Here is a 23,607-nt window from a genome sequence, read left to right on the forward strand (position 1 = left end):
TTTTTCATATTATACACGGTTTTTAAAAGCGTGATAATTGACGTAATGGTATTAATAAGCTATAGTAAACATAAGCAAAGCGATTTGACATCTATAAACAGCTATTTTTTGTTGTTGATGTTCATTCCCTTTGTATTAACACGTTTTACGTGAAAGTTTTTAGGAGGATTATTTACATGCAAAACGGAGTAGTTAAATGGTTTAACGCAGAAAAAGGATACGGTTTTATTCAAGTAGAAGAAGGAAATGATGTATTTGTACATTATTCCGCTATTCAAGAAGAGGGATTTAAATCATTAGAAGAAGGCCAAGAAGTTACATTTGAAATTGTTGAAGGTGAACGTGGCCCACAAGCTGCTAATGTAGAAAAAAAATAAGAAACCTCATATATAAAAGCGGTAGTCCTATATGTAAGGACTGCCGCTTTTCTGTTAGCGTTGGATATCGTATGACATGGCTAGTGCTTCTTCTTCTTCAGGGATACGTATCTTTAATAGTATAAGATGAATAATCGGAAATACCACCGCTGTCAAATATGCTCCAAATAGCAAAGGAATGACTAATAGCTCAATCCCAACAATAATATAGTTAGGATGTTTAACATATTTATAAGGTCCTTTGCGAATTAAAGCAACCCGTGGAAGAATGATAATCTTCGTATTCCAAAATCGTCCCAATGAAACGATACACCAAATACGAATGAATTGTGTGACTAAGAACACGCTAAGTAAGAGGTAGTTAACAGCAAATTCATCACGACCATAAAAATAAACTTCCAAATAAATTGCTAAAAAGAATAAACAATGTACAATAACAAACCACTTATAATGTTTTTTTCCAGTCTCGATTCCTCCCCTTTCTTTCATCCATTTTTCATTATTTTTAGCAATAACTAATTCGACTAATCGTTGCATGATAATACAAACAAATAAAATCCACATCCATATCATCAATTTAACTCCACTCCAATAATAGTAATTCGGAACTAAATCCGGGTCCTAGCGCTGATAAAACACTTTTTTGTTTCGTTTGTAAATCTTTCATCCATTTTTGTAAGACATATAACACTGTTGGAGATGACATGTTGCCATGATTTTTTAATACTTCATATGAGTAGCGTAATTTTGCTGAAGCGATGGAACAAGATGATTCCATCGCTTCCAACACTTTTCTCCCACCAGGATGGGCTACAAATGAATCAATATCGTCATTCTTTAACTGGCTTTCTTCCAAAAAGTTTTCCAGATGCGGCTTAAACAAGGTGTGAACAAGCTTTGGAATCCGTTTTGAAAAAATAACCTCAAAACCATTTGTATGTATATTCCATCCCATAACATTTTCTGTATCTTTTATTGTATAAGAGCTCGTTCGTTTAATGACCGGTACTGATTTACTTTTAATAAACTTATTTAAGGGTGATTGTTTCCCCACTAATAAAGCAGCACTTGCCCCATCTCCAAATAAAGCGGTACCGACAATATTACTTTTTCTAAGATCGTCCTTTTGAAACGTTAAACTACATAATTCACAACAAATAAGAAGTACATTTTTTGTCGTTTGAGCTTGTAAGATTCGATGAGCATGCGCAAGTCCAATTGCACCCCCTGCACAACCAAGTCCCCATAATGGCATACGTGATATCGTTTCCTTAAATGGTTTTCGATTCATAATGTGCACATCCATTGTCGGTGTTGCAACCCCTGTACTAGATACAAAGATAATATGATCAATCGTGGAGAAAGGGATTGGTTGTTGTAAAAAATCAGGATGTATTAAACAATCTTCAATAGCTTTTAACGATAATTCAAGCGCATGCTTGATATACAAATCATTACGAACTTTGAAATCGTGATCCAGTTGAAACCAATCAGGGTGCACAACAAATTGACGTGATTCAATGGCAGCATTTTCAAATATCGTTAATAAACGATTGACCAATCGCTTCTCGTCTAGAAAAATATGTTTCACTAAGTCTTTTACTGTCTCTTGTTCCAATTCATAGCTGGGAATCCCCAATCCAATTGAGGCAATTTTTGTCATGTTTTCACCTTTTTATATATATACTGCCCATTTCTTCAAACTTTATTAATAATTTATTCACATAGTATTCACATTCTTTTCTAACCGAACCGTTAGGAAAGTTGATAGATATAGTGTTGCAGTAATGTTTTGAACAAAATGTGACATCTATTATAAAACCTTAAGTTAGCCTGCTAAATTTTGTATGATGGTAATGAAGACAACAAAAAGGCAGAGGGAGTGGAAAACATGGTATCCGAAACAAACAAGAATCTCGGCGATAAAAACGAACCAGATTTAAGAGGAACATTTGCCTCGGTTATGTTCGTCCTGGCATTTATCGTCATCAGTTGGTTTGGAGTATTAGGGATATTCTTATCTAGATAAAGACAAGGGAGTGAATGAAAGTGCATTTACACAAATTTGAAAAAATATGGCTCGTATTTGGGATTGGGTCTCTCGTACTCTTTATGGTCATTCTCGGCTATGGAGCATTCTGGAAAGGAACTCACCCACAGAGTCACGGTCAAATTATCGACCCAAATAATGTTGAAGCATATGATGCTTTCAAGCCCGAAAATTTAGGAGTTAATAAAGTAGATGAAAAGCGTTATGTAATAAACGTCGTTGCATCGGCATTTAACTACGATTTAGGAACAGATAAAGACGGGAATGCGGTTAAGACGATTCGTATTCCAAAAGGATCAAATGTTTTATTCCAAGTTACTTCTCCGGATGTTGTCCATGGATTTAATATTGCTGGAACAAACGTCAACATGATGATTGAACCAGGTTATGTAAGTAAAATGGAAACGGTGTTAAATAACCCTGGTGAATACACAATCGTATGTAATGAATATTGCGGTGTAGGTCACCACTTAATGTTTGGTACACTGGAGGTGTATGAATAATGGCGTTAGCAAAAGCAGAAACATCATCGACTCAAGAAATTGGCGCATATCCAATTCATGATAAAAGTAAGAAATTATATATGTCCTTTATGTATGTTACATTTATCTCCTTATTAATCGGAGGATTAATGGGGTTATTACAAACTTTTGTTCGTTCAGGTAAGTTAAGCCTACCTTGGGGAATTGGTTATTATCAAATCCTTACTGTTCACGGTGTTATTTTAGCACTTGTGATGACGACATTTTTCATTATTGGATTTCAGTTCTCTTTAATGGAAAAGTCAGTTGGAATGTCCGATAAACAACGTAAATGGGGTTGGGTAAGTTTTTGGGTCATGCTAATTGGAACAATCATAACAGCAACGACCATTCTACTTGGAAAAGCAAGTGTTCTTTATACGTTCTATGCACCACTTAAAGGGCATCCTGCTTTCTATATCGGTTTAGCTCTAGTTATTATCGGATCATGGATTGCCGCTTTTGTTAACTGGCATCAAATTGCTGTATGGAAAAAGAAACATCCAGGTGAGAAAACACCACTTCCTGCATTTATGGTTGCTATTAATATGATTATGTGGTTTATCGCTTCACTTGGTGTTGCTGTTGCAGTTCTGGTTCAGTTTATTCCATGGTCATTAGGTTACGCATCAACAATTAATGTTCTATTAAGTAGAACGTTATTCTGGTATTTCGGTCACCCACTTGTCTATTTCTGGTTATTACCAGCCTATATGACATGGTATGTGATTATCCCGAAAATTATCGGTGGAAAAATTTTCAGTGACGCATTAGCAAGAATGTCATTCGTATTACTATTATTCTTCTCTATTCCTGTAGGTTTTCACCATCAGTTAACTGAGCCTGGTATTCACCCTACTTGGAAATTTATCCAAGTTGCATTAACAATGATGGTTGTTATTCCTACATTAATGACAGCATTCTCTATGTTTGCTACGTTTGAAATTACCGGACGTAAAAAAGGTGGAAAAGGTGTTTTCGGTTGGATGAAAAAGTTACCTTGGGGTGACGTACGTTTCTTAGCACCATTCCTAGGTATGGTCGGATTTATCCCAGGTGGTGCAGGTGGAATTATTAACGCATCACACCAGTTAAACATGGTTGTTCATAATACCATATGGGTAACGGGTCACTTCCACTTAACAGTTGCAACAGTTGTTCTCTTAACATTCTTTGGTGTTACTTACTGGTTAGTACCACATCTAAAAGGACGAAAGTTAACACCGCAACTTAATAAATTAGGAATTATTCAATCCATCATCTGGTCAGTTGGAATGTTGATTATGTCAACATCAATGCACATTCAAGGTTTGAAAGGCGGACCACGTCGTTCTGAGTTTTCAGAGTACGGTGGTACAGCTCAAGCACAAGAATGGATTGGCTATCAAGTAGCACAAGCTGTTGGTGGAACAATCCTATTCGTTGCTATCCTACTCATGCTTTATATTTTCGTTAAAATGGCTTTCTTCGCTCCAAAAGGTGAAACAGAGTATCCAATAGCACAAGAAGAGCCAGATGCAGAACCGACACCAGCTTGGTTCGAAAACTGGAAAATGTGGGTTGGAATTACCGTTGCGTTAATCTTATTCGCATACTCTATTCCGGTATTCGATATGATTCAGTACTCACCTCCTGGCTCACCGCCATTTAGCTGGCCAATCGGTAACTAAACAAAAAAAGCAGGGATTTCCCTGCTTTTTTATTTTTCTCCGTGATATTGATAATAATCGGTACGGATAAACCCATTAAATAGTTTTCGTTTCTTAGTTGCCTTTTTCCCGTAAGCTTTTTCAAATTGGTTATAAGCAGTCATCACATAAACACTCCATGTCGGATGATGTTTCATGATAGCACCGAAATCTCGATAAATTGTCTCCACTTCTTTATCTGCACTTAATCGCTTACCATATGGAGGATTTGTGACAATATATCCCCCTTCTTTACGGATGGTTAAGTCTTTCACCTGCATTTGTTTCCATTGAATCAAATCACCTAGACCTGCTTCTTGACTGTTTTCTCGTGACGCATCAATCATTTTGTGATTGATATCTGAACCAATAATGTTTAGCTCTTGATCATAGTTTGCCAAGTCTTCTGCTTCTTCAAACGCTTTGTCCCATAAATCTTGTGGAAGCATGTTCCATGATTCTGAAGCAAAGTTACGATTAAATCCCGGCGCGATATTTTGACCAATTAATGAAGCTTCAATTGGAATTGTTCCCGATCCACAAAAAGGATCAATCAATGTTTTATTTGGTGTCCAATTTGTAAGCAATAATAAAGCTGCTGCCATTGTTTCTTTTAACGGTGCTTCACCTTGTAAGACGCGATATCCGCGTTTGTGTAACCCACTTCCTGATGTATCAATCGTTAGAGTAGCAATATCTTTATGTAAGGCAACCTCAACTTTATAAAGCGCACCTGTCTCTGGCATTCTCGAAGCAATACCATATTTTAAACGTAAACGGTCAACAATCGCTTTTTTTACAATTGCCTGGCAATCAGAGACACTAAATAGTTTAGACTTCACAGATTTTCCGGAAACAGGAAATTGACCATCTTCATTTATATATTGCTCCCAAGGTAATTGTTTTGTTGCTTCAAAAAGCTCATCAAAGCTAGTCACCTTAAATTCCCCGACGTGTATTTTTACACGATCTGCTGTTCTTAACCACAAATTGCAACGCGGAATAGCCGAAAGCGGAGCATTAAACAAAACACGTCCATTTTCAATCGCTGCATCATAACCTAATTCTCTAACTTCCCTACCAACAATTGCTTCTAATCCCATTGCTGCTGTGGCAATAAGTGTAACCTGTTGTTCCATTCATGTATTCCTTTCTTATTTTCTTATTAAAAATTAGTTTAACATACGTTTCCTTAAATAAACAAAAAACCTATTTATGGCGTATTCGTCCATAAATAGGTTTTTTCATGTTCTATCTGACGTGTTGAATACGTCATAAGCCATGTTCTGTACCTTTGTACTACAAGCGGTAGTCAACCTCGTACTCTGGTCGTAACCATCTATCTACGAGACTTTAGCTCGTCCCTTTTTCGATTGGATTCTCTAATCAAGGATGCCCCTACCAATATTTGGGTTGCTCACTCGTGGGGTTTACCTCGTTCCACCTAGACTGTTTCCAATCTAGCTTCGTCACTGTGGCACCTTCAGGCATACTCATCCATATTCAATTGAACTTAGGATTTTTTGCCGCCGTTATCCCCTGACTTATGAATTCGTCAGGCACGAACACTACAGACATCTCAGTCTGTGTGAGCATGGACTTTCCTCTACACAGATAACTGTGCAGCGATTACGTCAGTATTCAACATGAACATAATTGTATTATACCATATTTTCTTTGTTTTTTCATCCGTTGTTTTTTTATGCATCGTCCTCTGTACGACTTGGTGTACCAAATACGGCTTTTTCTAGATTAGAAAGTCGTTTTAACACATCATAATTAACTTGTGATGGAGGGATGACTCGGGTTGGTTCACTCACCTTAACTTCCTCTTTATGTGTGTTTTGTTTTTTCAAACGAGAAATTTCTTTCTTTAATGTCATTATTTCCTCATTGAATAATTGGTAATCTAAAATAATTTTATCAAGAAATGAATCTACCTCGTCCTGATTATAACCACGCATTGAAACTTTAAATTCCTTCTCTAAGATATCTTTACTCGTAAATTGTATTTTTTTATCAGCCATATGCTCACCCCTACTTAGCTATATGTTATTCTCTATTCATTTCTATTACAGATTTTAGGGAATATGTTATTCTTTAACTATTATAACACGAAACATTTATTTTCGTCTGTTCTCGTTTAAATCTGTTGGTTGAAAAGAGAAAGGTAATAGGCTCTCGATATTTACCAATTTAATCTCATTCGTCTGATTCGCTAAGTAGATTGGCATCTTTGCATCAAAAAATTCATTCATCACTTGGCGACAGGCACCACATGGTGGCACAGGTCTGTCTGTGTCAGCCACAACGACCATTTTCGAAAATTGTCTCTCTCCATTAGATATTGCTTTAAAGATAGCTACACGTTCGGCGCAACAAGTTAATGGGTATGATGCATTTTCAATATTACAACCTGTGTATACTTTTCCAGACTTGGCAAGCAATGCAGCACCAACTGGGAATTGAGAATAAGGCACATAAGCACCTTTTAATGCTTCTTTCGCTGATTGAAGTAATTCATTGTTTTCCATTAGTTTTCCCCCTCATATGCTTATCTCGTTTGTTCCTTATTTGGTCAAATACATACTCAATCGATTGGATGTATGACATATAGCGTTTTTTTCTTATATCTATATAATAACTGTGCATGATGACTAATTCCATATTTTCCTTTGTCGATTGTATTTGCCCGGGAAAAACATTAATGGATTTATTTTCGAAAGCATTTAGACATGCTTGTTCCCATTCATCGAGTAATGAGAAAATCGGGGCTGTTTCCTCCTTAACATATGAAAAAAATTGTGTGTCCCTTCTATTTTCAGGTGGCTCACCTTTATGATATATTTCGCATAATTCATTTAGTTTTTCTTTCAATAATATCGTTAAATGATTGACACTGTTCATTTGACTTTAAACCGCTCCATTCATATAAACAAGTTAAGTATAACCTATTATAACATGAACATTAGCTGTACTTCTGATTTATACTGTTTAAGATGTTTGCTGAATCATAATAATAGTTTTGAACAACTTGGTTAATATGGAGTGATAATCTTTGGTTTATGAAGGTTAGGCGATGTTCCATATCACTGAGTGACTGCATAAATTGAGCTTTTGTCATCCCCTCTTTGTGAACTGTAGGCTTTATATTTATAGCATACCCCATCCTTGTCACCTCCTTCTTATATATTTCGCTATGACCTTTCTTTCACCTGCATGTTCGACAAAACTAGAAGCCATATCTAACCATTCATCGATTATAGAACCATGATCGTACAATAATTCGACAAATTCATTGTCCTTCTTTAAGACGATAGTAAACATTCAACAGTCGACGCTTAAAGTAGAAACTTGGGCCTATTTCTTTAAAGTTTCGTATTATGTTTGGTCTAGACCATTTTATGGGAATAGCTATATTTAAAGACCAATCTTCCTTCCCCTCTTCAAGATAGGGAATATGGGAATAAAGCTTTCGTAAAGGGGGAGCGCTAGGTAAATTCGTTGAAAGAAATTGCTCATAATCATGACGCGACCCAGTGTGAGGTATATTTTTACTAAAATAGTAAATTAGTGGATAAATGCGTGGGTGAAATAATAAAGAATAGATCGTTTTACCTAATTTAATACGACAATTAATTTTTGTAAATCCATGTGTATAAGAACCATAGATTTTGCCTGTTATTGTTGGTAGTAGCACAGCATTTAATTTAAATATATTTTGAATTCGATACGGAAGTTCATGAAACACAGTATGTTTCTGTATAATAGGTGTTTCAATAACATGTTGTTCATTAATGATTAAGGCGATGACAAGACGTGTTTTTTGCTTGCTTCTCCAAAAATGAGTCCATTCTTTTTGCATGAACTGTGATACATTAAAATGATGTAATAAATGAAATAAAGGGCGATTTTCATTTTTTGATAAAGCGTAAATAAGAAGCTGGGGATAGGCGTCCGAAAAGATACGTGCATTCGCCTCCTCATAAGTCATAAACAAATCATGACATGTCTTTTTTCCAAGCAGTTGTTGGAACATCAATAACTTTAAATCAGTCATATTCCAGCCAGCATTTCGTGATACGATACTTGCTAGAAAAGTCCACTCGACTTCAGGATTTTGACAATAATAGTCGAAGTAGGCTTTTGTTCGGGATATGTTATCGAAATTATGTTCTTCTGTTTGTTTTGTTATATAATGTATATAGTCATTTAATTCCTTCATTGTAAAACCTCTTCCTTAAGGAATATGGACATTTTTGTCACAATTTTATTTTTTGATTATCAAAACATCGATTTTTTGATATGATACTTTCAGGCATTAGGAGGAATTCTTATGAATTACCCGAATGGACAAAATAGAAGAACAGCAACAAATCAAGTAAAGCCCTTATCAATTCGCTATGGTAATCGCGGGATGAATCTTGAAGAGGATATTAACATAACGAATACCCATTATTTAGAAACAGATCGAGCTGTCATTCATAAAAAGCCAACACCTGTACAAATCGTAGACGTACATTATCCTAGAAGAAGCGCAGCAGTGATTAAAGAAGCATATTTTAAACAGGCATCAACAACAGATTATAACGGAATATATCGCAGTAGATACATTGATTTTGAAGCGAAGGAAACGAAAAATAAAACATCTTTTCCATTAGCTAATATTCAAGATCATCAGGTCAAACATATGCAAACTGTTTTACAGCATGGTGGAATATGTTTCTTCATTATCCGTTTTTCAGTTAAGGATGAAACCTTTTTGTATCCCGCGAAGTATTTACTAATAGATTGGAAGCAACATTTAAAAGATGGTCGTAAATCCATTCCTTATCATAGGATTCAACAAAATGGTGTTTTAATACCTTTTAAATTCCAAGCAAGGGTTGATTACCTATCAGTAGTCGATCGACTGTATTTTAAATAATCGGAGGTAAAATAATGGTTACAAATAACCAAACCCGTATGGGAAGAAAAAAACAAAATAAACAACAGAAACAACAAAAGCAGAAAAAACCGATATGGAAAAAAATAATCTTGTCTATTCTAGTTCTCATCTTAGCGATGGGAATTGGTGTTATGGCATTATTTGGGTATTATATTGCAACTGCACCTAACATTGATGCTAGTAAATTATCAGATCCCTTTTCATCGAAAGTTCTTGATAAAAATGGCGAGGTATTCGGTAATTTAGGTTCAGAGAAAAGAACAAAAATCGTTTACGATGATTTGCCTGAAGTCCTCGTTGACGCGGTTATAGCAACCGAGGATTCACGATTCTTTAAGCATCCAGGAATTGACATTAAACGAATTGGCGGAGCTATCATTGCCAATATAAAACATGGTTTTGGATCTGAAGGTGCAAGTACGATTACACAACAAGTGGCAGAGAACGCCTTTTTAGCATCTGACAAGAAATTAAAATTAAAGGTTCAAGAACAATGGATTGCTCTAAAATTAGAGCGTCAATACTCTAAAGAACAGATTTTAGAGATGTATTTAAATAAAATATTTTATGGTAATGGCGCATATGGGGTCGCTCGAGCAGCAGAAGTTTATTTTGGTAAAACAGATCTTCATGAATTAACATTACCAGAAGCAGCAATCTTAGCTGGTTTACCGCAGCGTCCGACAGCTTATAATCCATTTAAAAACCCAGACTTAACTAAAAAGCGGATGAATACTGTGTTAGATTTGATGGTTCGCCATGATAAAATCACAAAAAAAGATGCTGATGAAGCAAGAAAAGTAGATATTGAATCATTGCTTACTGATAGCAGTCCGCAAGCCACTCAGTTTCAAGCATTTATTCAACAAGTTGAAAAAGAAGTAAAAGAAAAAGTTGACGGCGCTAATATTTATACTGATGGACTAAAAATATACACAACATTAGATCCAGGTGTTCAAAAACATGTTGAGTTTTTATTAACAGATCAGGAACAAAATCCGATTAAATTTCCGAATGACACGATGCAATCGGGAATGGTTGTTGTCGATACTAAAACAGGAGCCATTCAAGCGATTGGTGGTAGAAGAAATAGTCAAGGCGATGAATTTAACTATGCCCAGGCCGGCTTTCAACCTGCTTCAACAGCGAAGCCTATTATGGCCTATGGACCAGCGATTGAATTTAATAAATGGTCAACATATCATCAAATAAACGATGATAAACCGTATGAAATAGCAGGTTCTAATCCGATTCGAAATCATAATCGTGCATATCAAGGTTGGGTCAGCGCACGCTATGCTTTAACCCATTCATTAAACGTACCCGCTGTTAAGACATATGAAGAAGTTGGTGCTGATAAAGTGAAGCAATTTGCTGAAGGATTAGGCATTAAATTTCCGAAAACGGGTATTGATATTCGTGACCCTATCGGTGGAACTGATACATCAGTAAGTCCAATTCAAATGGCCGGTGCTTTTCAAGCGTTTGGAAATGAAGGAATCTATATCGAACCACATACGGTGACAAAAGTTGAATTCCCTGATGGTAAAGTGATTGAGTTAACACCTGAACCGAAAGCAGCAATGAATGATTACACAGCATATATGGTTACAGATATGCTAAAATCTGTAGTTAGAGAAGGTACAGGTCGTGGGGCAAATATAGCAGGAATACCTATTGCAGGTAAAACAGGAACAACAAATGAAAACAAAGATTCGTGGTTTGTCGGATACTCAACGAATTACACGATTTCTGTATGGACAGGAAATTATGATGAAGAAGATAAACGACAACCAATTCCATCTGGTTATACTGGAATAGCAAGAGATTTGTTCCGTAATACAATGACCGAGATCTCGAAAAACATTGAGACGCCTGATTTCAAAATGCCAGATTCCGTCGTCAAAGTTAACATTGAAAAAGGTTCAAATCCACCCACATTACCAAGTAGTTATACACCTAGTTCACAAGTTGTTACTGAATTATTTGTGAAAGGAACAGAACCAAAACAATCATCGGTTAAGTATGACCGCTTAGATCCTGTTAAAGGATTACAAGCAACATTTGACGAGGGTAAGCAAGCGATTCATGTTAAGTGGTCACATGACAAAAAGGATGACGTTCAGTTCGAAGTCAGCACTCGTATAAATGGCGGTCAGATGAATGTATTATCAACAACAGACGATACTGAACTTGAAATTAAACAAGTGGAACTTGGAGCAGAATATGATATTCAAGTTGTTGCAATAAGTAAAGATGATAGTTCGCTTAAAAGTAACCCACAAATAGTCAAAGTTAGAACTGGGCCAGATGAAGATGATGATTCAGAAGAGGATGAGGACAATGATGATGAGCAAGATGAACCTGAAGAGGAAACAATTCCATCTGTTCAAAATTTAAGTGCCAATTATAAGGGATCCATGATTCAAGTTAATTGGGGCTATAACGGTCCACCAGCTTCCTTTGAAGTCTCAGTTAATGGTCAAAAAGAGATGAAAAATTCAATGGGTGTTAATATAAAAGGTGCACAACCTGGTGAAACATATACGATTGTGGTCACAGCGATTGGAAAGCAGTCTGGAAAACGAAGTGAAGCAAATTCAGTCCAAATCACAATACCAAATGATGAACAAGATGAAAATAATAATCAAGATGATGATGATGAAGATGGCGAACAATAAATGAAAAAGTCCCGTACATGAATGTGTACGGGACTTTATTACGCTTTGTTAATACGTTTCATCCTCTTTTTTCCTTCACGACATAATTCAAGGAGTGGACATTCTGGACAGTCTGGGTTTCGCGCCTTACAATGGTACCGACCAAAAAATATCATCCGATGATGTGTTGCACTCCATTCATCTTCTGGGATTTTACGCATTAATGTTTTCTCAACTTCTAACACACTATCTTTCCAACGACAAAACCCTAGCCGTTTGGCAACACGTTCTACATGTGTATCCACTGCAATGGCTGGTTCGTTAAATGCAACAGAAGCAACCACATTAGCTGTTTTCCTCCCTACCCCAGCTAACCTCATTAATTCATCTCGAGACTCTGGAACTTTACCATCATACTCATGAATGATTTGATGTGATAATTTTTGAATGTTCTTTGCTTTGTTACGGAATAAACCAATTGAACGAATATCTTGCTGTAATTCTTCTTGCGAGACTGCTAAATAATCTTCAGGTGTCTTATATTTGTTAAATAGTTCGCGCGTGACTTTATTTACGAGGTCATCGGTACACTGTGCAGACAAGACAACAGCAATAACCAATTCAAATGGATTTCGATGAATTAATTCACATGTCGCATGTGGAAACATCCTCTCCATTTCATCTAAACAAAAACGTATTTCTTTTTTATTTAGCATGACCATCCTCCCCTGTTAACCAATTGAAATATAATGTATCATCCTTAGGTTCCGATTGTTTATATGTTGTATGTTGGGCTGTTTGCTTTTTAAACGAGCGGCTTTCTTGTCTTGCCTCTTCAACTGTTTTAATCCCCTTTTTCTTCCAACTACGTAAAATACGATCAATATATTTAAAATTTAATTTACTCATTAGCACAGATTCTCTTAAGCCAGCTTTAATTAAGGATGGTGCAATTTGATCTACATCCAACCATGTATTAATCATTTCAATTTCAAAAGGAGATAAAGGGCGACCGAATTCTTGTTCAAATAGAATAAAAATCTTACCGTCATCTGGCACTTCTTTATGGGATACATTTTCGGTAAATAATTGAGTCCATAGTGGTTCTAATGAATAGACTTCACTGATTTGATTCTTATCATTGTCAATTTGATCAATGGATAGAAATTGTTTTTGAATTAAACGCCGTAATATATGAGCACATTCCGTTTCATTGATTGACAAGCATTGTGACAAATCATGTGGCGTCGGAAAATCATTGCCTTCATGACTAAAACGATGTAATTGAATAATAACGATCAGTTCTGTTTCATCAAGCCCTAATAAACGGTAGTCTGTTAGTAACTTAATGGGTATTGATAGTTGTTTCGACAAAATATGTTCTAAATTCATTTGTTTATTCATATTGATGCACACCTCATATTTCTTATATATAGTATAGCATGAGAAGGTATCGTAAACGAAAAAATAAAATCCCTTGCTCGTTCTGCAAGGGATTTTATTTACATTATGGATACAGACGGTTTAAGAGTCTTGGGAATGGAATTGTTTCACGAACATGTTCAACACCTGATATCCATGCAACTGTTCGTTCTAACCCTAGACCAAATCCAGAATGTGGTACACTGCCATACTTTCTTAATTCTAAGTACCATTCATATGCTGGTCCACTTAATTCATGTTCCTCATAACGGTTTTTCATTAATTCATAATCATGAATACGCTCAGAACCACCTATGATTTCGCCATACCCTTCTGGCGCGATTAAATCTGCGCAAAGAACAAGCTCGGGATTGTCTGGATGTGGTTGCATATAGAAAGCTTTTATTTCTTTAGGCCAATTTGTAATAAAGACCGGCTTATCATAATTTTCGGCAATCGCTGTTTCGTGCGGTGCACCGAAATCATCTCCCCATTCAATATCAGTAAATCCTTTGTCTTTCAAAAATTGAATGGCTTCATGATAAGTAATTCTAGGAAATGGTGCTTTTACTTTTTCTAATCTTTCTATATCCCGTTCGAGTACTTGTAATTCCGTTTGGCAATTGTCCAGTACAGATTGTACGATATGACTGACATATTGCTCTTGAATTTGTAAGCTTTCCTCATGTTCTACAAAAGCCATTTCCGGCTCCATCATCCAGAACTCAATCAAATGACGACGTGTTTTCGATTTTTCTGCACGGAATGTTGGTCCAAAAGAAAATACTTTTCCTAAAGCCATTGCAGCGGCTTCCATATAGAGTTGACCACTTTGTGATAAATAAGCTTCTTCATTAAAGTATTCAACATGGAATAGCTCAGTAGTGTCCTCTGCTGACGCTCCTGTTAGTATTGGTGGATCGACTTTAACGAAATCACGCTCATTAAAAAACTCATATGTTGAACGAATAATTTCATTACGTATTTTCATCACAGCATGTTGTCTTCTGGAGCGTAGCCATAAATGACGATGATCCATTAAAAATTCTGTACCGTGTTCTTTAGGTGTTATCGGATAATCAACTGCTTCTTGAATTAATTCGATATCTTTAACTTGCATTTCAAAACCAATTGGCGAGCGTTTGTCTTCCACTATAGTTCCAGTGATATAGATTGAAGACTCTTGATTAATATTTTTTGCTAATTTAAACACTTCTTCGTCTACGTTACTTTTCACGACTACAGCCTGCATAAAACCAGTTCCATCACGTAATTGTAAAAATGAAATTTTACCACTTGAACGTTTATTTGCTAGCCATGCACCAATGGTTACTTCTTGTCCTTCATATTTTGCTACATGTTGAATCGTTGTTTTCAAGATAAATGACCTCCAAAAGTCTATTGTTGATTTGTTTCTACAAACTGTTTAATACGACGTGCCGCTTCTATTAATTCCTCTTTTGATGTCGCATATGATAAACGTATATTATCAGGCGCACCAAAACCAGACCCCGGAACGAGCGCTACTTTCTCTTCCTCTAAAAGTGCTTCTGCCCATGCGTCAACAGTATCAAAACCATTTTGCTTAACAGCTTCGCTCACATTCGGAAATAAGTAGAAAGCACCCTTAGGTTGACGGCATGTAATTCCAGGAATATTCGTCAATAAATCATATAATGTGTGTAAACGGTCCTGGAATATCTCTCTCATTTCAACTGTTGGATCATCGTCTACTTCATATGCTGCTAATGCCGCATATTGAGCAATCGATGTTGGGTTACTTGTTGCATGTGATACATGATTTGTCATTGCTTTAACAATCTCTTTATGCCCAGCTAAATAACCAATTCGCCAACCTGTCATCGCATGAGATTTTGATACACCATTAATGACAACAGTTTGTGCTTTTAATGCTGGTGATAATTGGGCGATTGAAACATGTTGATCACTCGTGTAAATGAGCTTTTCATAAATTTCATCTGAAACAATTAATACATCATGTTTAATACAGACTTCTCCTAGTGCCTGAAGTTCCTCTTTTGAGTACATCATCCCAGTTGGGTTACTCGGAGAATTAATAATGAGAGCCTTCGTTTTATTCGTGATTGCTTTTTCAAGTTGTTCTGGTGTAATTTTGAAATCATTCTCTTCTAAAGCATTTACAAAAACAGGTTCTCCTTCTGCTAACTTAATTTGTTCTGGATAGCTAACCCAATACGGTGTTGGCACAATCACTTCATCACCAGGGTTTAAAATCACTTGAAATAACGTGTATAATGCGTGTTTAGCCCCTGTTGTTACAATAATTTCATCGAGCTCATAGTCAAGCTTATTGTCTTCTTTGAACTTTTTAGCAATGGCATGTTTTAATTCTGGAATTCCTCCAGAAGGTGTATATTTCGTTAAGCCATCTAGCATTGCCTGAGATGCAGCATCCAAGATGTATTGAGGTGTATTAAAATCAGGTTCTCCTACACCAAGGCCAATCACATCATGTCCTTCACTTTTAAGTGCTTTAGCTTTGGCTGATATTGCCAATGTTGATGATGGTGTTAAGTTCATTACCCGTGTAGCTAATTCCATTATGTATCACCCTCTATTGTATATTATTATTCAATAAATCGCTTAAAGCGAAATTGCTCTACACTTTCACCGTCATACATGGATAAATAATCGAATACATATCTTCCAGCCCCATCCTTATATGTCATTTCCCAGACTGGACGTTCATCGATTAACCCAGGAGTCATGCTAACATAATAACAGGATTCACAAGTCTTTAACCAATTCGCTTTAATCTGACTCTTAGGTAAGATGTTCGCATGATTGATGAGTGTAATTTTTTGTTTCTTTTTACTATTTTTTTTAGGTAAATAAGCAAAATAAATATCCCCATCACGAGTTAATCCTGTAATAACATGGTAGAACGTGTCACCGTGGAATCGTTCAACCTTCTCGATGGTCGTTAAATTTGTTTGTTCCAAAATGATTTCTTCAGATTGTAAAAAATCTGTTTCCTTATTCTTTAGTATCGTGTAGTACAAATAAACACTATACACCATTATACCAATAATTAATAAACTACATAGCACAACCAGCCATTTTAGCCACGTTAATTTGAAACGTTTTTCTTTTTCGATTATCATACTTTCACCTAACCCGTACATACAATAATGAATACCTAAAAATTGTTACTTATATGATTGAATGAAATGTGTACAATAAAGGCATAGTTGATCATCATACAAACATCATCTTCTTTATTATAACAATTTTTATTAAGATTTTGTTTTGTTTTTATGAAAATCAACAAAAAAACAACCTACACCAATTATTAGTAAACATACTGATGAATATCGGTATGTTTACGCTGTTTTTTAAATGAGATTTTGGTGATTAAACCACGTATCAGCTTTCTTTATCAAATGATACGTTGTATCGTAATGCACTGGTAACTTTTGAATAGAGTTTAGAAAAAATGACCCATATGTTGCTGTTTTCAGACGCGAATCACAGACAAAAACGAGACCTCTATCTGTTTTCGAACGAATTAATCTACCAAATCCTTGTTTGAATCGTATAACCGCATGTGGTAAAGCTAAATGATAAAAGGCATTTTTTCCTGTCTGTTTTAATTCATTAGCTTTCGCTTTATATACCGGATGATTCGGCGGCTGGAATGGTAAGCGAACAATAACTAAACATGATAAAGCATCTCCTGGAATATCAATACCTTCCCAAAAAGAACTCGTTCCTAAAAGTATCCCCTTTTCAAACGATTGGAATTTCTTCTTTAGTCGGGCACGACTTCCACTAGTTATCCCTTGAGCAACTAATGTAAAGTCTTCTTGAAACATTTCTTTTAAAATATAGTATGACCTTTTTAACATGTCATAAGATGTAAACAAAACAAGCATCCTTCCCTTCGTAATCTCTGCTAAGGAGAGGATTGCTTCACATGAGGAATAAATAAATTCATCAGGATCCGTACGAATATCTGGAAAATCACTTGGTATAAGCAATTGTACTTGTTTCTCAAAATTAAATGGTGATTGAATTTGCTCTTTTATCAATTGTTGATCAATTAGACCAAGCTGTTCTTGAACAAATCGAAATGATTGTTTCATTGTCAATGTTGCACTCGTTAAGATAATCGACTGCTTTTCATCAAAAAACTTTTCTTTTAATATTGTTGCTGTATTTTTCGGTTCAGCATAAATATAAACGGCATTTTTGGCACCTGTTGCCTCAATTTCTATCCACTTAATTTGGTTATCATCTAATTTTAGAAAGAAAATATTCAGCTGTTCTCTAGTTGCTTCAATTAAGTTGAGACTTTGTTTAATTTGATCAGATATATAGGAGTCAACAAAGGGATACGACATGATTTGTTCTAAAATAACACAGAGCTCCTTTGCCATCATATCAATAGAAGTCAAATCCTCTGCAATTGATTGCCAGTATGGTTCATCAAAGCTTCTATCATGAAGTTGATACTGCAAACGACCAATATCATTGTACGACTCGCTACAATGTTTTAGCACGTATCGATGAATACTGCGAAACACATCGTCTAATTCCGTTCTAAATGTCGTAAATAAAGAGTCCCATTGATTTATAAGTGTCCAAGTGCTTTGACTAGAAAAAATATTAGCTATTTTAGTCATCCATTTCCCTTCATTACTTGCTCCAATTTGATTTAATACAAATACGTTTTGCATATAATCAAATTGTAATCCAAAATAATGTGAAGCCGTTTCTTCTAGATGGTGTGCTTCATCAATAATTGCTTTATTATAACGTGGTAAATATATATGTTTACTTACAATATCTGCACACAACAAAGCATGATTTGTAATGATAAGATTTGCTTTCGACGCTTTCTCATGCGCTTTTTGATAATAGGAATAACGGTGCCAAGCTGATTTAACATCATTGATATCTTCGGATTCCGCGGAAACCTTTCTGAAAAAATAATAACCACTTGAAGGCAGATGAATTTCATCAATATCACCAGTCGTTGTTTCTGTAAGCCAAACAAGAATCATTGCTTTCGTTATAACAATGCCATAGTGATCACCTGCAGAATGAGCTAATTCTTTTACGAATTTATCTAAACTAATATAGTGCCGCTTTCCTTTTAAAAGTGAAACTCGAAATGGAAAGGGAATAATTGCTTTTAATATAGGAATATCTTCTTCTAACAGCTGGCTTTGTAATTGTGTTGTGTATGTACTAATAACAATACGTTCATTAAGGCTAACTGCTTCATAAATCGCAGGAATTAAATAGGCGAGTGATTTACCAGTACCAGTGGTAGCTTCGATTAATCCATGCTTTTTTTGCCTAAATATGTCATAAATAAGCTCTGACATATCTTTCTGACCAGGACGGACTTCATAATGTGTTAGCGTTTGTTTTAACGAACCATTAGGCGCATAAATATCATCTATTAAATCTCCATATGAAGAGGTTGATTGCTCTGTAGCTTCTACTTCTGTTTGCTCATTTTTTCGAAAGGGTACACCTTTATAGACAGCTATTGTTTCGAGATTATTTTGGTATGCCTTCACTTGCTTTTCTTTTTCGAGTAAGGCAAATAAATCTGATTTTAAAAAGGGTTCAAGTTCTAGTAAATGTGATATGGTTTCGAATGGTAATGCTTTTAGTTTTCCTATTATTTTCAAGAAAATTTCTGCTGTGACATATGCATCTGATAACGCCCGATGTGGCATATCATGTTTTACTTGTAAATAGTCGGCTAATTGATTCAGTTTAAAGCCAGAAGCTGTCGGAAAAAAGATTCGTGCCAATTCAACTGTATCAAGAACTGGGTTTCTTAATGGAGCATAGCCTTCATCTATGAACATCGCATTTAGAAATTCATGGTCAAATTGGGCATTATGCGCAATTAAATAAGCTGATTCAAAGAAGCGACTAATCTCTTCAGCTTTTTCCGAGAACATTGGTGCATCTTTGACATCTTTATCACGAATATTTGTTAATTGACTGATAAATGGTGGGATGGGTTGGCCAGGATTAATCAGCGTGCTATAAGTATCAGTTATCGTCTCATTTTCAATAACAACGATCCCTACTTCAATGATTTTATCACCTTCAGCAGGCGAATGCCCAGTTGTTTCCAAATCTACAACGACAAACCTTTGCAATTTAACTCCCCACCTTTCTATTTATGCTTAATTATTCACGAAACCAGTCAATTTCAGCTGAGTACAGTTTCTCCACCTTACCATTATGTTTATTTTCAACAAGTAAACCACCGTCTGGGGCGATACCTGAAAAAGTTGCTTCCCATTGTTGGTTCATTGTTTTAACATTAATTCTTTCGCCTATTTTAAATCCGTAGCTTTCCCATTTTGTTTTAATCGATTTAAAACCTTCATTTAAATATGTTTCGTAAGTACGTTCAAACTGTTCTAGAATGGCTTGCACGAGTTTGATCATATCAAGTTGATGACCTGTTTCAATTCTTAATGATGTCGCTTTTTCACTTAGATCATCTGGTAGTTCATGAATTGTTTGATTAACATTCATTCCGATACCGATGATTATGTATTGAATCCGGTCCTGTTCGGCTTGCATTTCAGTTAATATACCACTTAATTTTTTATTTTCAATTAAGATGTCATTAGGCCACTTGATATATGGGCGTATATTCGTTTCTTTATAAATGACATCGGCTAGGACAGTTGCTGTTAATAATGTTAACTGCGGTGCCTGATGTGGCGAGATCTCAGGTCTTAGGATTAGACTTGTCCAAATCCCTTGATTTTTTGAAGAATGCCACGGTCGATTCATTCTTCCTTTTCCACCTGTTTGTTCATCTGCAATAACAATAGTACCGTGTTTAGCACCTTCCCGCGCCAAATGATGGGCTATATGTTGCGTAGAAGTTGTACTTGTTTTATGGATAATTGTATTTCCTAACCAGTCTGTTTCTAAGCCCCATTTTAATGTGTTTTCACTTAGTTTATTTGGAAAGGAAATGATGCGATAACCACGTCGTTGGCGAGCTTCTATTTCATAACCGTCTTTTTCGAGTTCCTTCATATGTTTCCAAATAGCACTCCGAGAGATATTTAGTTCTTCCGATAAATGCTGCCCAGAAATATATTTGTCTTGATTATTCGCAAGTAAATCAATTAATTTATTCCGGGTGGATTGCATTTGATCCACTCCTTTAACTTTTCTTTATTATTATCTATTTTCTCCATGACGACTAATCTTTCAATATGATTTAAAAGCGCTTGAATCCATGGTCCTGCTTTCTTTTCAGGAAACATCTTCATCATATCATATCCATCTATGGCTAGGTCTTTTTTTGAATGAATGGTAAGCTGTTCTCTTATCTTCTGAATTGTATTAAGGTCGATGGTACAGTCGTCTAAAATATATTGAGCAACACGTGTAAAAGCCTCGTCATATTGATTGGGCAATTGATAAACAAGCCATTGATCGATCCCATACTTTTTGTAATGTAATATAGACTCAACCAATATCGTTGCTTTTCGCTTTGTTTGGTTAGATGATTTCCATTGCTTAGCCCAGGAATGAACAGTTATCGTCGGTTTTAACAGATGTGCCACACATAACACTTCAGCAAATGATTTTAAAGGCATAATCGGTCTTGGAAATTGATTCACAATGTTAGGTTCATGTTTAAAAACAGGTAAGTAATCATGTATTTTTAAATCTATGAGATAAGACATGCCTTTATCGACATATTTCCCTGCAAAAAACTTCTCCATTTCTTGATGAAGTCGCTCAACTGCCAAATGTTCAATTTTTTCTTTTAATTTTTTCATTGCTTGTAATGTATCGCTTTCTATCGAAAAACCTAATTGGCTTGTAAAACGCAATGCCCGTATAATACGTAATGGGTCCTCAGTAAAGCGCTCAGCACCATCTCCGACAGTACGAATAATTTTCTCATTTAAATCATGTTTGCCACCATATAAATCGATAATCTGACCGGATTTATCCATAGCTAGAGCATTCATTGTAAAATCTCTTCTAGCAAGATCTTCGTCAATACGATCGATAAACTGAACGGAATCAGGGTGTCTTTCATCTGAATAGGAGCCATCTAATCGAAATGTTGTCACCTCATACGATACACCTTGATGACGTACGACAACTGTTCCATGTTCAATACCTACAGGGATAACTTTATCAAATATGGCCTGAATTTTCTCCGGTTTCGCTGATGTGGCAATATCGATATCTTTTATATCGTTATCTAATAACGAATCACGAACACAACCGCCAACAAAATATGCCTGATGGCCATGTTCTTCGATTTTATCGATAATATAGCGTGCATTTTGAAACGGGTTTGTATGCATATAATCACCAAAATTCTTTAACATTAGCGGTTTAATAATGATTTATATAAATTTACATATTGCTTAACAATCATATCTGAATGAAAGTGTTCTTGTGCATGGTTATACGCCTGTTGTGAAAAACGAGCTAATTTTTCTGTATTAGTCAATAATTCAATCGCCCTTTTTGCTGCTTCCTCAACTTGGCCAACCTCAACAAGAAATCCAGTCTCATTATGTTTAATGACCTCAGGTATTCCTCCTACACGAGAACCGATTGTCGGTACTTGACAGGCCATGGCTTCTAGAATGACGAGTCCAAAGCTTTCTTTTTCAGATAATAATAAATGTAAATCCGAAATGGATAAAAGATCACTAATATTTTTTTGTTTTCCAAGAAACAACACATTGTTTTCTAGATTTAACTTCTCAACCAGTTGATAAGCATTCGTACAATCGGGTCCATCTCCAACGAGGAGAAGTTTCGCTTTAACTCGTTTTTGCACGTGATAAAATGTTTGAATAATATCTTCTATCCGTTTTACCTTACGAAAATTAGAAATATGAATCAACACTTTCTCATCATCTTCAATCCCATATTGTGACTTTAAATATGGGAGTTCTTTCTTATAATAGACCTTTTCATTTATAAAATTATAAATAACATCGATTTCTTTGTTAACATGGGTCAATTCGATTGTCTGCTCTTTCAAACTATTAGAAACGGCCGTTACAGCATCAGATTTCTCGATAGCGTAGGCAATCATTTTTTTAAAGAGCTGGTCGACTCCTAATACGGTAATATCTGTACCGTGTAATGTTGTCACAATCTTCACATCGCGCTTTGCGATATCACGTGCTAAAATTGCCGATATCGCATGAGGTATGGCATAATGAACATGTAATATATCAAGTTCGTGCTGGTCAATGACCTCTGCCATTTTAGAGGCTAAGGCCAAATCATATGGTGCATATTGGAAGACGGGATATTGATTAACCTCTACTTCATGATAATAAATAAATGGATTAACTTGATTCAAACGAAATGGAAGCCCTGAAGTGATAAAGTGAATTTCATGACCACGCTTCGCTAAAAGCATCCCTAACTCTGTCGCAATAACACCTGAACCACCTACCGTTGGGTAACATGTCATTCCGATTTTCATGACGAACGTCCTTCCCTTTGTTTGATGATGTCACGCCAAGCGAAATCTCCACGTTCTAACGCTCTTATCATAATTTCTGCCGCAGCAAGATTCGTAACTAATGGTATATAATATACATCACATAATCTCATTAATGCGCTTATATCTGGTTCATGAGGCTGAGCAGTTAAAGGGTCTCTAAAAAAGATCACAATATCCATCTCATTGTTGGCAACCATGGCACCAATTTGTTGATCCCCACCTAATGGTCCTGATTGAAAGCGAGTTACCGTTAAATCCGTATGTTCTTCAATGCGTTTACCAGTCGTCCCAGTTGCATATAAGTTGTGATGCTTTAAAATCTCTTCATATGCAATGGTAAATTGAATCATTTCTTGCTTTTTCTCATCATGCGCGATTAATGCAATATTCATCATGCATATTCCCCTTT

General features: G+C 35.8%; 24 protein-coding genes and 1 other RNA gene. 6 read left to right on the plus strand and 19 right to left on the minus strand.

Going from position 1 to position 23,607, the window contains the following annotated elements; all coding sequences use genetic code 11:
- The first annotated feature begins 176 nt into the window (after positions 1 to 176).
- The gene (locus tag VIG73_RS14495) at positions 177 to 377 is read left to right on the plus strand and encodes a cold-shock protein (protein ID WP_146935938.1); all 201 of its coding nucleotides are present in this window, start codon (positions 177 to 179) and stop codon (positions 375 to 377) included.
- Between the two features lie 54 nt (positions 378 to 431).
- On the opposite strand, the gene VIG73_RS14500 is transcribed toward VIG73_RS14495, so the two are convergent.
- Positions 432 to 950, minus strand: a complete 519-nt coding sequence (locus VIG73_RS14500) for an isoprenylcysteine carboxyl methyltransferase family protein (protein ID WP_331643292.1) — start codon at positions 948 to 950, stop codon at positions 432 to 434.
- Between the two features lie 4 nt (positions 951 to 954).
- A complete protein-coding gene (locus tag VIG73_RS14505; RefSeq protein ID WP_331643294.1) occupies positions 955 to 2,040 on the minus strand; it encodes a type III polyketide synthase in 1,086 nt (361 codons plus the stop codon).
- A 228-nt stretch (positions 2,041 to 2,268) separates the two neighbouring features.
- Here VIG73_RS14505 and VIG73_RS14510 point away from each other — a divergent pair, with 228 nt between their 5' ends.
- From VIG73_RS14510 to VIG73_RS14520, 3 genes are read left to right on the plus strand one after another with little or no spacing between them, the layout of a single operon-like run.
- Complete coding sequence (locus VIG73_RS14510) at positions 2,269 to 2,406, plus strand: cytochrome c oxidase subunit 2A (protein WP_331643296.1); 138 nt, start codon at positions 2,269 to 2,271, stop codon at positions 2,404 to 2,406.
- Positions 2,407 to 2,426: 20 nt separating this feature from the next.
- A complete protein-coding gene (locus VIG73_RS14515) occupies positions 2,427 to 2,930 on the plus strand; it encodes a cytochrome c oxidase subunit II (protein WP_331643298.1) in 504 nt (167 codons plus the stop codon).
- Positions 2,930 to 4,618, plus strand: coding sequence for a b(o/a)3-type cytochrome-c oxidase subunit 1 (locus VIG73_RS14520; RefSeq protein ID WP_414648424.1), 1,689 nt, complete (start codon positions 2,930 to 2,932; stop codon positions 4,616 to 4,618). The genes VIG73_RS14515 and VIG73_RS14520 overlap by 1 nt, the downstream gene beginning before the upstream one ends.
- Before the next feature lie 29 nt (positions 4,619 to 4,647).
- Here the strand turns inward: VIG73_RS14520 and VIG73_RS14525 are convergent, their stop codons facing one another.
- From VIG73_RS14525 to VIG73_RS14555, 7 genes are all read right to left on the minus strand, one after another.
- Entirely contained in the window at positions 4,648 to 5,775 is a 1,128-nt protein-coding gene (locus VIG73_RS14525) for a class I SAM-dependent RNA methyltransferase (protein ID WP_331643300.1), read from the minus strand.
- A gap of 131 nt (positions 5,776 to 5,906) precedes the next feature.
- Positions 5,907 to 6,277, minus strand: an RNA gene (gene rnpB, locus VIG73_RS14530) — RNase P RNA component class B.
- Positions 6,278 to 6,336: 59 nt separating this feature from the next.
- On the minus strand, positions 6,337 to 6,663 hold the full coding sequence (gpsB, locus tag VIG73_RS14535; RefSeq protein WP_331643302.1) for a cell division regulator GpsB: 327 nt from the start codon (positions 6,661 to 6,663) through the stop codon (positions 6,337 to 6,339).
- Positions 6,664 to 6,759: 96 nt separating this feature from the next.
- Complete coding sequence (cdd, locus tag VIG73_RS14540; protein WP_331643304.1) at positions 6,760 to 7,170, minus strand: cytidine deaminase; 411 nt, start codon at positions 7,168 to 7,170, stop codon at positions 6,760 to 6,762.
- The gene (locus tag VIG73_RS14545) at positions 7,157 to 7,543 is read right to left on the minus strand and encodes a DUF1798 family protein (RefSeq protein WP_331643306.1); all 387 of its coding nucleotides are present in this window, start codon (positions 7,541 to 7,543) and stop codon (positions 7,157 to 7,159) included. The genes cdd and VIG73_RS14545 overlap by 14 nt, the downstream gene beginning before the upstream one ends.
- A 61-nt stretch (positions 7,544 to 7,604) precedes the next feature.
- Complete coding sequence (locus VIG73_RS14550) at positions 7,605 to 7,805, minus strand: hypothetical protein (RefSeq protein ID WP_331643308.1); 201 nt, start codon at positions 7,803 to 7,805, stop codon at positions 7,605 to 7,607.
- A gap of 126 nt (positions 7,806 to 7,931) precedes the next feature.
- Positions 7,932 to 8,861, minus strand: coding sequence for a DUF2515 family protein (locus tag VIG73_RS14555; RefSeq protein ID WP_331643310.1), 930 nt, complete (start codon positions 8,859 to 8,861; stop codon positions 7,932 to 7,934).
- 111 nt (positions 8,862 to 8,972) lie between these two features.
- On the opposite strand from VIG73_RS14555, the gene recU reads away from it, so the two are divergent.
- Positions 8,973 to 9,563 (plus strand): Holliday junction resolvase RecU, encoded by a 591-nt coding sequence (gene recU, locus VIG73_RS14560; RefSeq protein WP_331643312.1) that lies wholly within the window; start codon positions 8,973 to 8,975, stop codon positions 9,561 to 9,563.
- Between the two features lie 14 nt (positions 9,564 to 9,577).
- The gene (locus VIG73_RS14565; protein ID WP_331643314.1) at positions 9,578 to 12,265 is read left to right on the plus strand and encodes a PBP1A family penicillin-binding protein; all 2,688 of its coding nucleotides are present in this window, start codon (positions 9,578 to 9,580) and stop codon (positions 12,263 to 12,265) included.
- Positions 12,266 to 12,303: 38 nt separating this feature from the next.
- Here VIG73_RS14565 and nth read toward each other — a convergent pair whose 3' ends face one another.
- The 10 genes from nth to mgsA form a co-directional block, all read right to left on the minus strand.
- Positions 12,304 to 12,960 carry an endonuclease III gene (nth, locus tag VIG73_RS14570; RefSeq protein ID WP_331643316.1) on the minus strand — a complete coding sequence of 219 codons (657 nt, stop codon included), beginning with the start codon at positions 12,958 to 12,960 and terminating at the stop codon, positions 12,304 to 12,306.
- Positions 12,950 to 13,648 (minus strand): DnaD domain-containing protein, encoded by a 699-nt coding sequence (locus VIG73_RS14575; protein WP_331643318.1) that lies wholly within the window; start codon positions 13,646 to 13,648, stop codon positions 12,950 to 12,952. Before VIG73_RS14575 ends, nth begins: the two co-directional genes overlap by 11 nt.
- 103 nt (positions 13,649 to 13,751) lie before the next feature.
- Entirely contained in the window at positions 13,752 to 15,044 is a 1,293-nt protein-coding gene (asnS, locus tag VIG73_RS14580) for an asparagine--tRNA ligase (RefSeq protein WP_331643320.1), read from the minus strand.
- Between the two features lie 20 nt (positions 15,045 to 15,064).
- The gene (locus VIG73_RS14585; protein ID WP_331643322.1) at positions 15,065 to 16,249 is read right to left on the minus strand and encodes a pyridoxal phosphate-dependent aminotransferase; all 1,185 of its coding nucleotides are present in this window, start codon (positions 16,247 to 16,249) and stop codon (positions 15,065 to 15,067) included.
- A gap of 26 nt (positions 16,250 to 16,275) precedes the next feature.
- Positions 16,276 to 16,812 carry a DUF5590 domain-containing protein gene (locus VIG73_RS14590; RefSeq protein ID WP_331643324.1) on the minus strand — a complete coding sequence of 179 codons (537 nt, stop codon included), beginning with the start codon at positions 16,810 to 16,812 and terminating at the stop codon, positions 16,276 to 16,278.
- A gap of 231 nt (positions 16,813 to 17,043) precedes the next feature.
- Complete coding sequence (dinG, locus tag VIG73_RS14595) at positions 17,044 to 19,836, minus strand: ATP-dependent DNA helicase DinG (RefSeq protein WP_331643326.1); 2,793 nt, start codon at positions 19,834 to 19,836, stop codon at positions 17,044 to 17,046.
- Positions 19,837 to 19,867: 31 nt separating this feature from the next.
- Positions 19,868 to 20,854, minus strand: coding sequence for a biotin--[acetyl-CoA-carboxylase] ligase (locus tag VIG73_RS14600; RefSeq protein WP_331643328.1), 987 nt, complete (start codon positions 20,852 to 20,854; stop codon positions 19,868 to 19,870).
- The gene (locus VIG73_RS14605; protein WP_331643330.1) at positions 20,830 to 22,032 is read right to left on the minus strand and encodes a CCA tRNA nucleotidyltransferase; all 1,203 of its coding nucleotides are present in this window, start codon (positions 22,030 to 22,032) and stop codon (positions 20,830 to 20,832) included. Before VIG73_RS14605 ends, VIG73_RS14600 begins: the two co-directional genes overlap by 25 nt.
- A gap of 23 nt (positions 22,033 to 22,055) precedes the next feature.
- Positions 22,056 to 23,177 (minus strand): N-acetyl-alpha-D-glucosaminyl L-malate synthase BshA, encoded by a 1,122-nt coding sequence (gene bshA, locus VIG73_RS14610; RefSeq protein ID WP_331643333.1) that lies wholly within the window; start codon positions 23,175 to 23,177, stop codon positions 22,056 to 22,058.
- Entirely contained in the window at positions 23,174 to 23,590 is a 417-nt protein-coding gene (gene mgsA / locus VIG73_RS14615) for a methylglyoxal synthase (RefSeq protein WP_331643750.1), read from the minus strand. The genes bshA and mgsA overlap by 4 nt, the downstream gene beginning before the upstream one ends.
- Positions 23,591 to 23,607 lie beyond the last annotated feature (17 nt).

This window comes from Cerasibacillus sp., assembly GCF_036516575.1.
In the GTDB taxonomy this organism is placed as follows: domain Bacteria; phylum Bacillota; class Bacilli; order Bacillales; family Amphibacillaceae; genus Cerasibacillus.

Coding starts and splice junctions, on each gene's coding strand:
- recU (WP_331643312.1), top strand. CDS start 8,973: ATGAATTACCCGAATGGACAAAATAGAAGAACAGCAACAAATCAAGTA.
- cdd (WP_331643304.1), bottom strand. CDS start 7,170: ATGGAAAACAATGAATTACTTCAATCAGCGAAAGAAGCATTAAAAGGT.
- mgsA (WP_331643750.1), bottom strand. CDS start 23,590: ATGAATATTGCATTAATCGCGCATGATGAGAAAAAGCAAGAAATGATT.
- VIG73_RS14565 (WP_331643314.1), top strand. CDS start 9,578: ATGGTTACAAATAACCAAACCCGTATGGGAAGAAAAAAACAAAATAAA.
- VIG73_RS14590 (WP_331643324.1), bottom strand. CDS start 16,812: ATGATAATCGAAAAAGAAAAACGTTTCAAATTAACGTGGCTAAAATGG.
- VIG73_RS14555 (WP_331643310.1), bottom strand. CDS start 8,861: ATGAAGGAATTAAATGACTATATACATTATATAACAAAACAAACAGAA.
- VIG73_RS14545 (WP_331643306.1), bottom strand. CDS start 7,543: ATGAACAGTGTCAATCATTTAACGATATTATTGAAAGAAAAACTAAAT.
- VIG73_RS14505 (WP_331643294.1), bottom strand. CDS start 2,040: ATGACAAAAATTGCCTCAATTGGATTGGGGATTCCCAGCTATGAATTG.
- VIG73_RS14525 (WP_331643300.1), bottom strand. CDS start 5,775: ATGGAACAACAGGTTACACTTATTGCCACAGCAGCAATGGGATTAGAA.
- bshA (WP_331643333.1), bottom strand. CDS start 23,177: ATGAAAATCGGAATGACATGTTACCCAACGGTAGGTGGTTCAGGTGTT.
- VIG73_RS14510 (WP_331643296.1), top strand. CDS start 2,269: ATGGTATCCGAAACAAACAAGAATCTCGGCGATAAAAACGAACCAGAT.
- nth (WP_331643316.1), bottom strand. CDS start 12,960: ATGCTAAATAAAAAAGAAATACGTTTTTGTTTAGATGAAATGGAGAGG.
- VIG73_RS14605 (WP_331643330.1), bottom strand. CDS start 22,032: ATGCATACAAACCCGTTTCAAAATGCACGCTATATTATCGATAAAATC.
- VIG73_RS14585 (WP_331643322.1), bottom strand. CDS start 16,249: ATGGAATTAGCTACACGGGTAATGAACTTAACACCATCATCAACATTG.
- VIG73_RS14500 (WP_331643292.1), bottom strand. CDS start 950: ATGATATGGATGTGGATTTTATTTGTTTGTATTATCATGCAACGATTA.
- VIG73_RS14495 (WP_146935938.1), top strand. CDS start 177: ATGCAAAACGGAGTAGTTAAATGGTTTAACGCAGAAAAAGGATACGGT.
- gpsB (WP_331643302.1), bottom strand. CDS start 6,663: ATGGCTGATAAAAAAATACAATTTACGAGTAAAGATATCTTAGAGAAG.
- VIG73_RS14550 (WP_331643308.1), bottom strand. CDS start 7,805: ATGGGGTATGCTATAAATATAAAGCCTACAGTTCACAAAGAGGGGATG.
- VIG73_RS14600 (WP_331643328.1), bottom strand. CDS start 20,854: ATGCAATCCACCCGGAATAAATTAATTGATTTACTTGCGAATAATCAA.
- VIG73_RS14575 (WP_331643318.1), bottom strand. CDS start 13,648: ATGAATAAACAAATGAATTTAGAACATATTTTGTCGAAACAACTATCA.
- VIG73_RS14520 (WP_414648424.1), top strand. CDS start 2,930: ATGGCGTTAGCAAAAGCAGAAACATCATCGACTCAAGAAATTGGCGCA.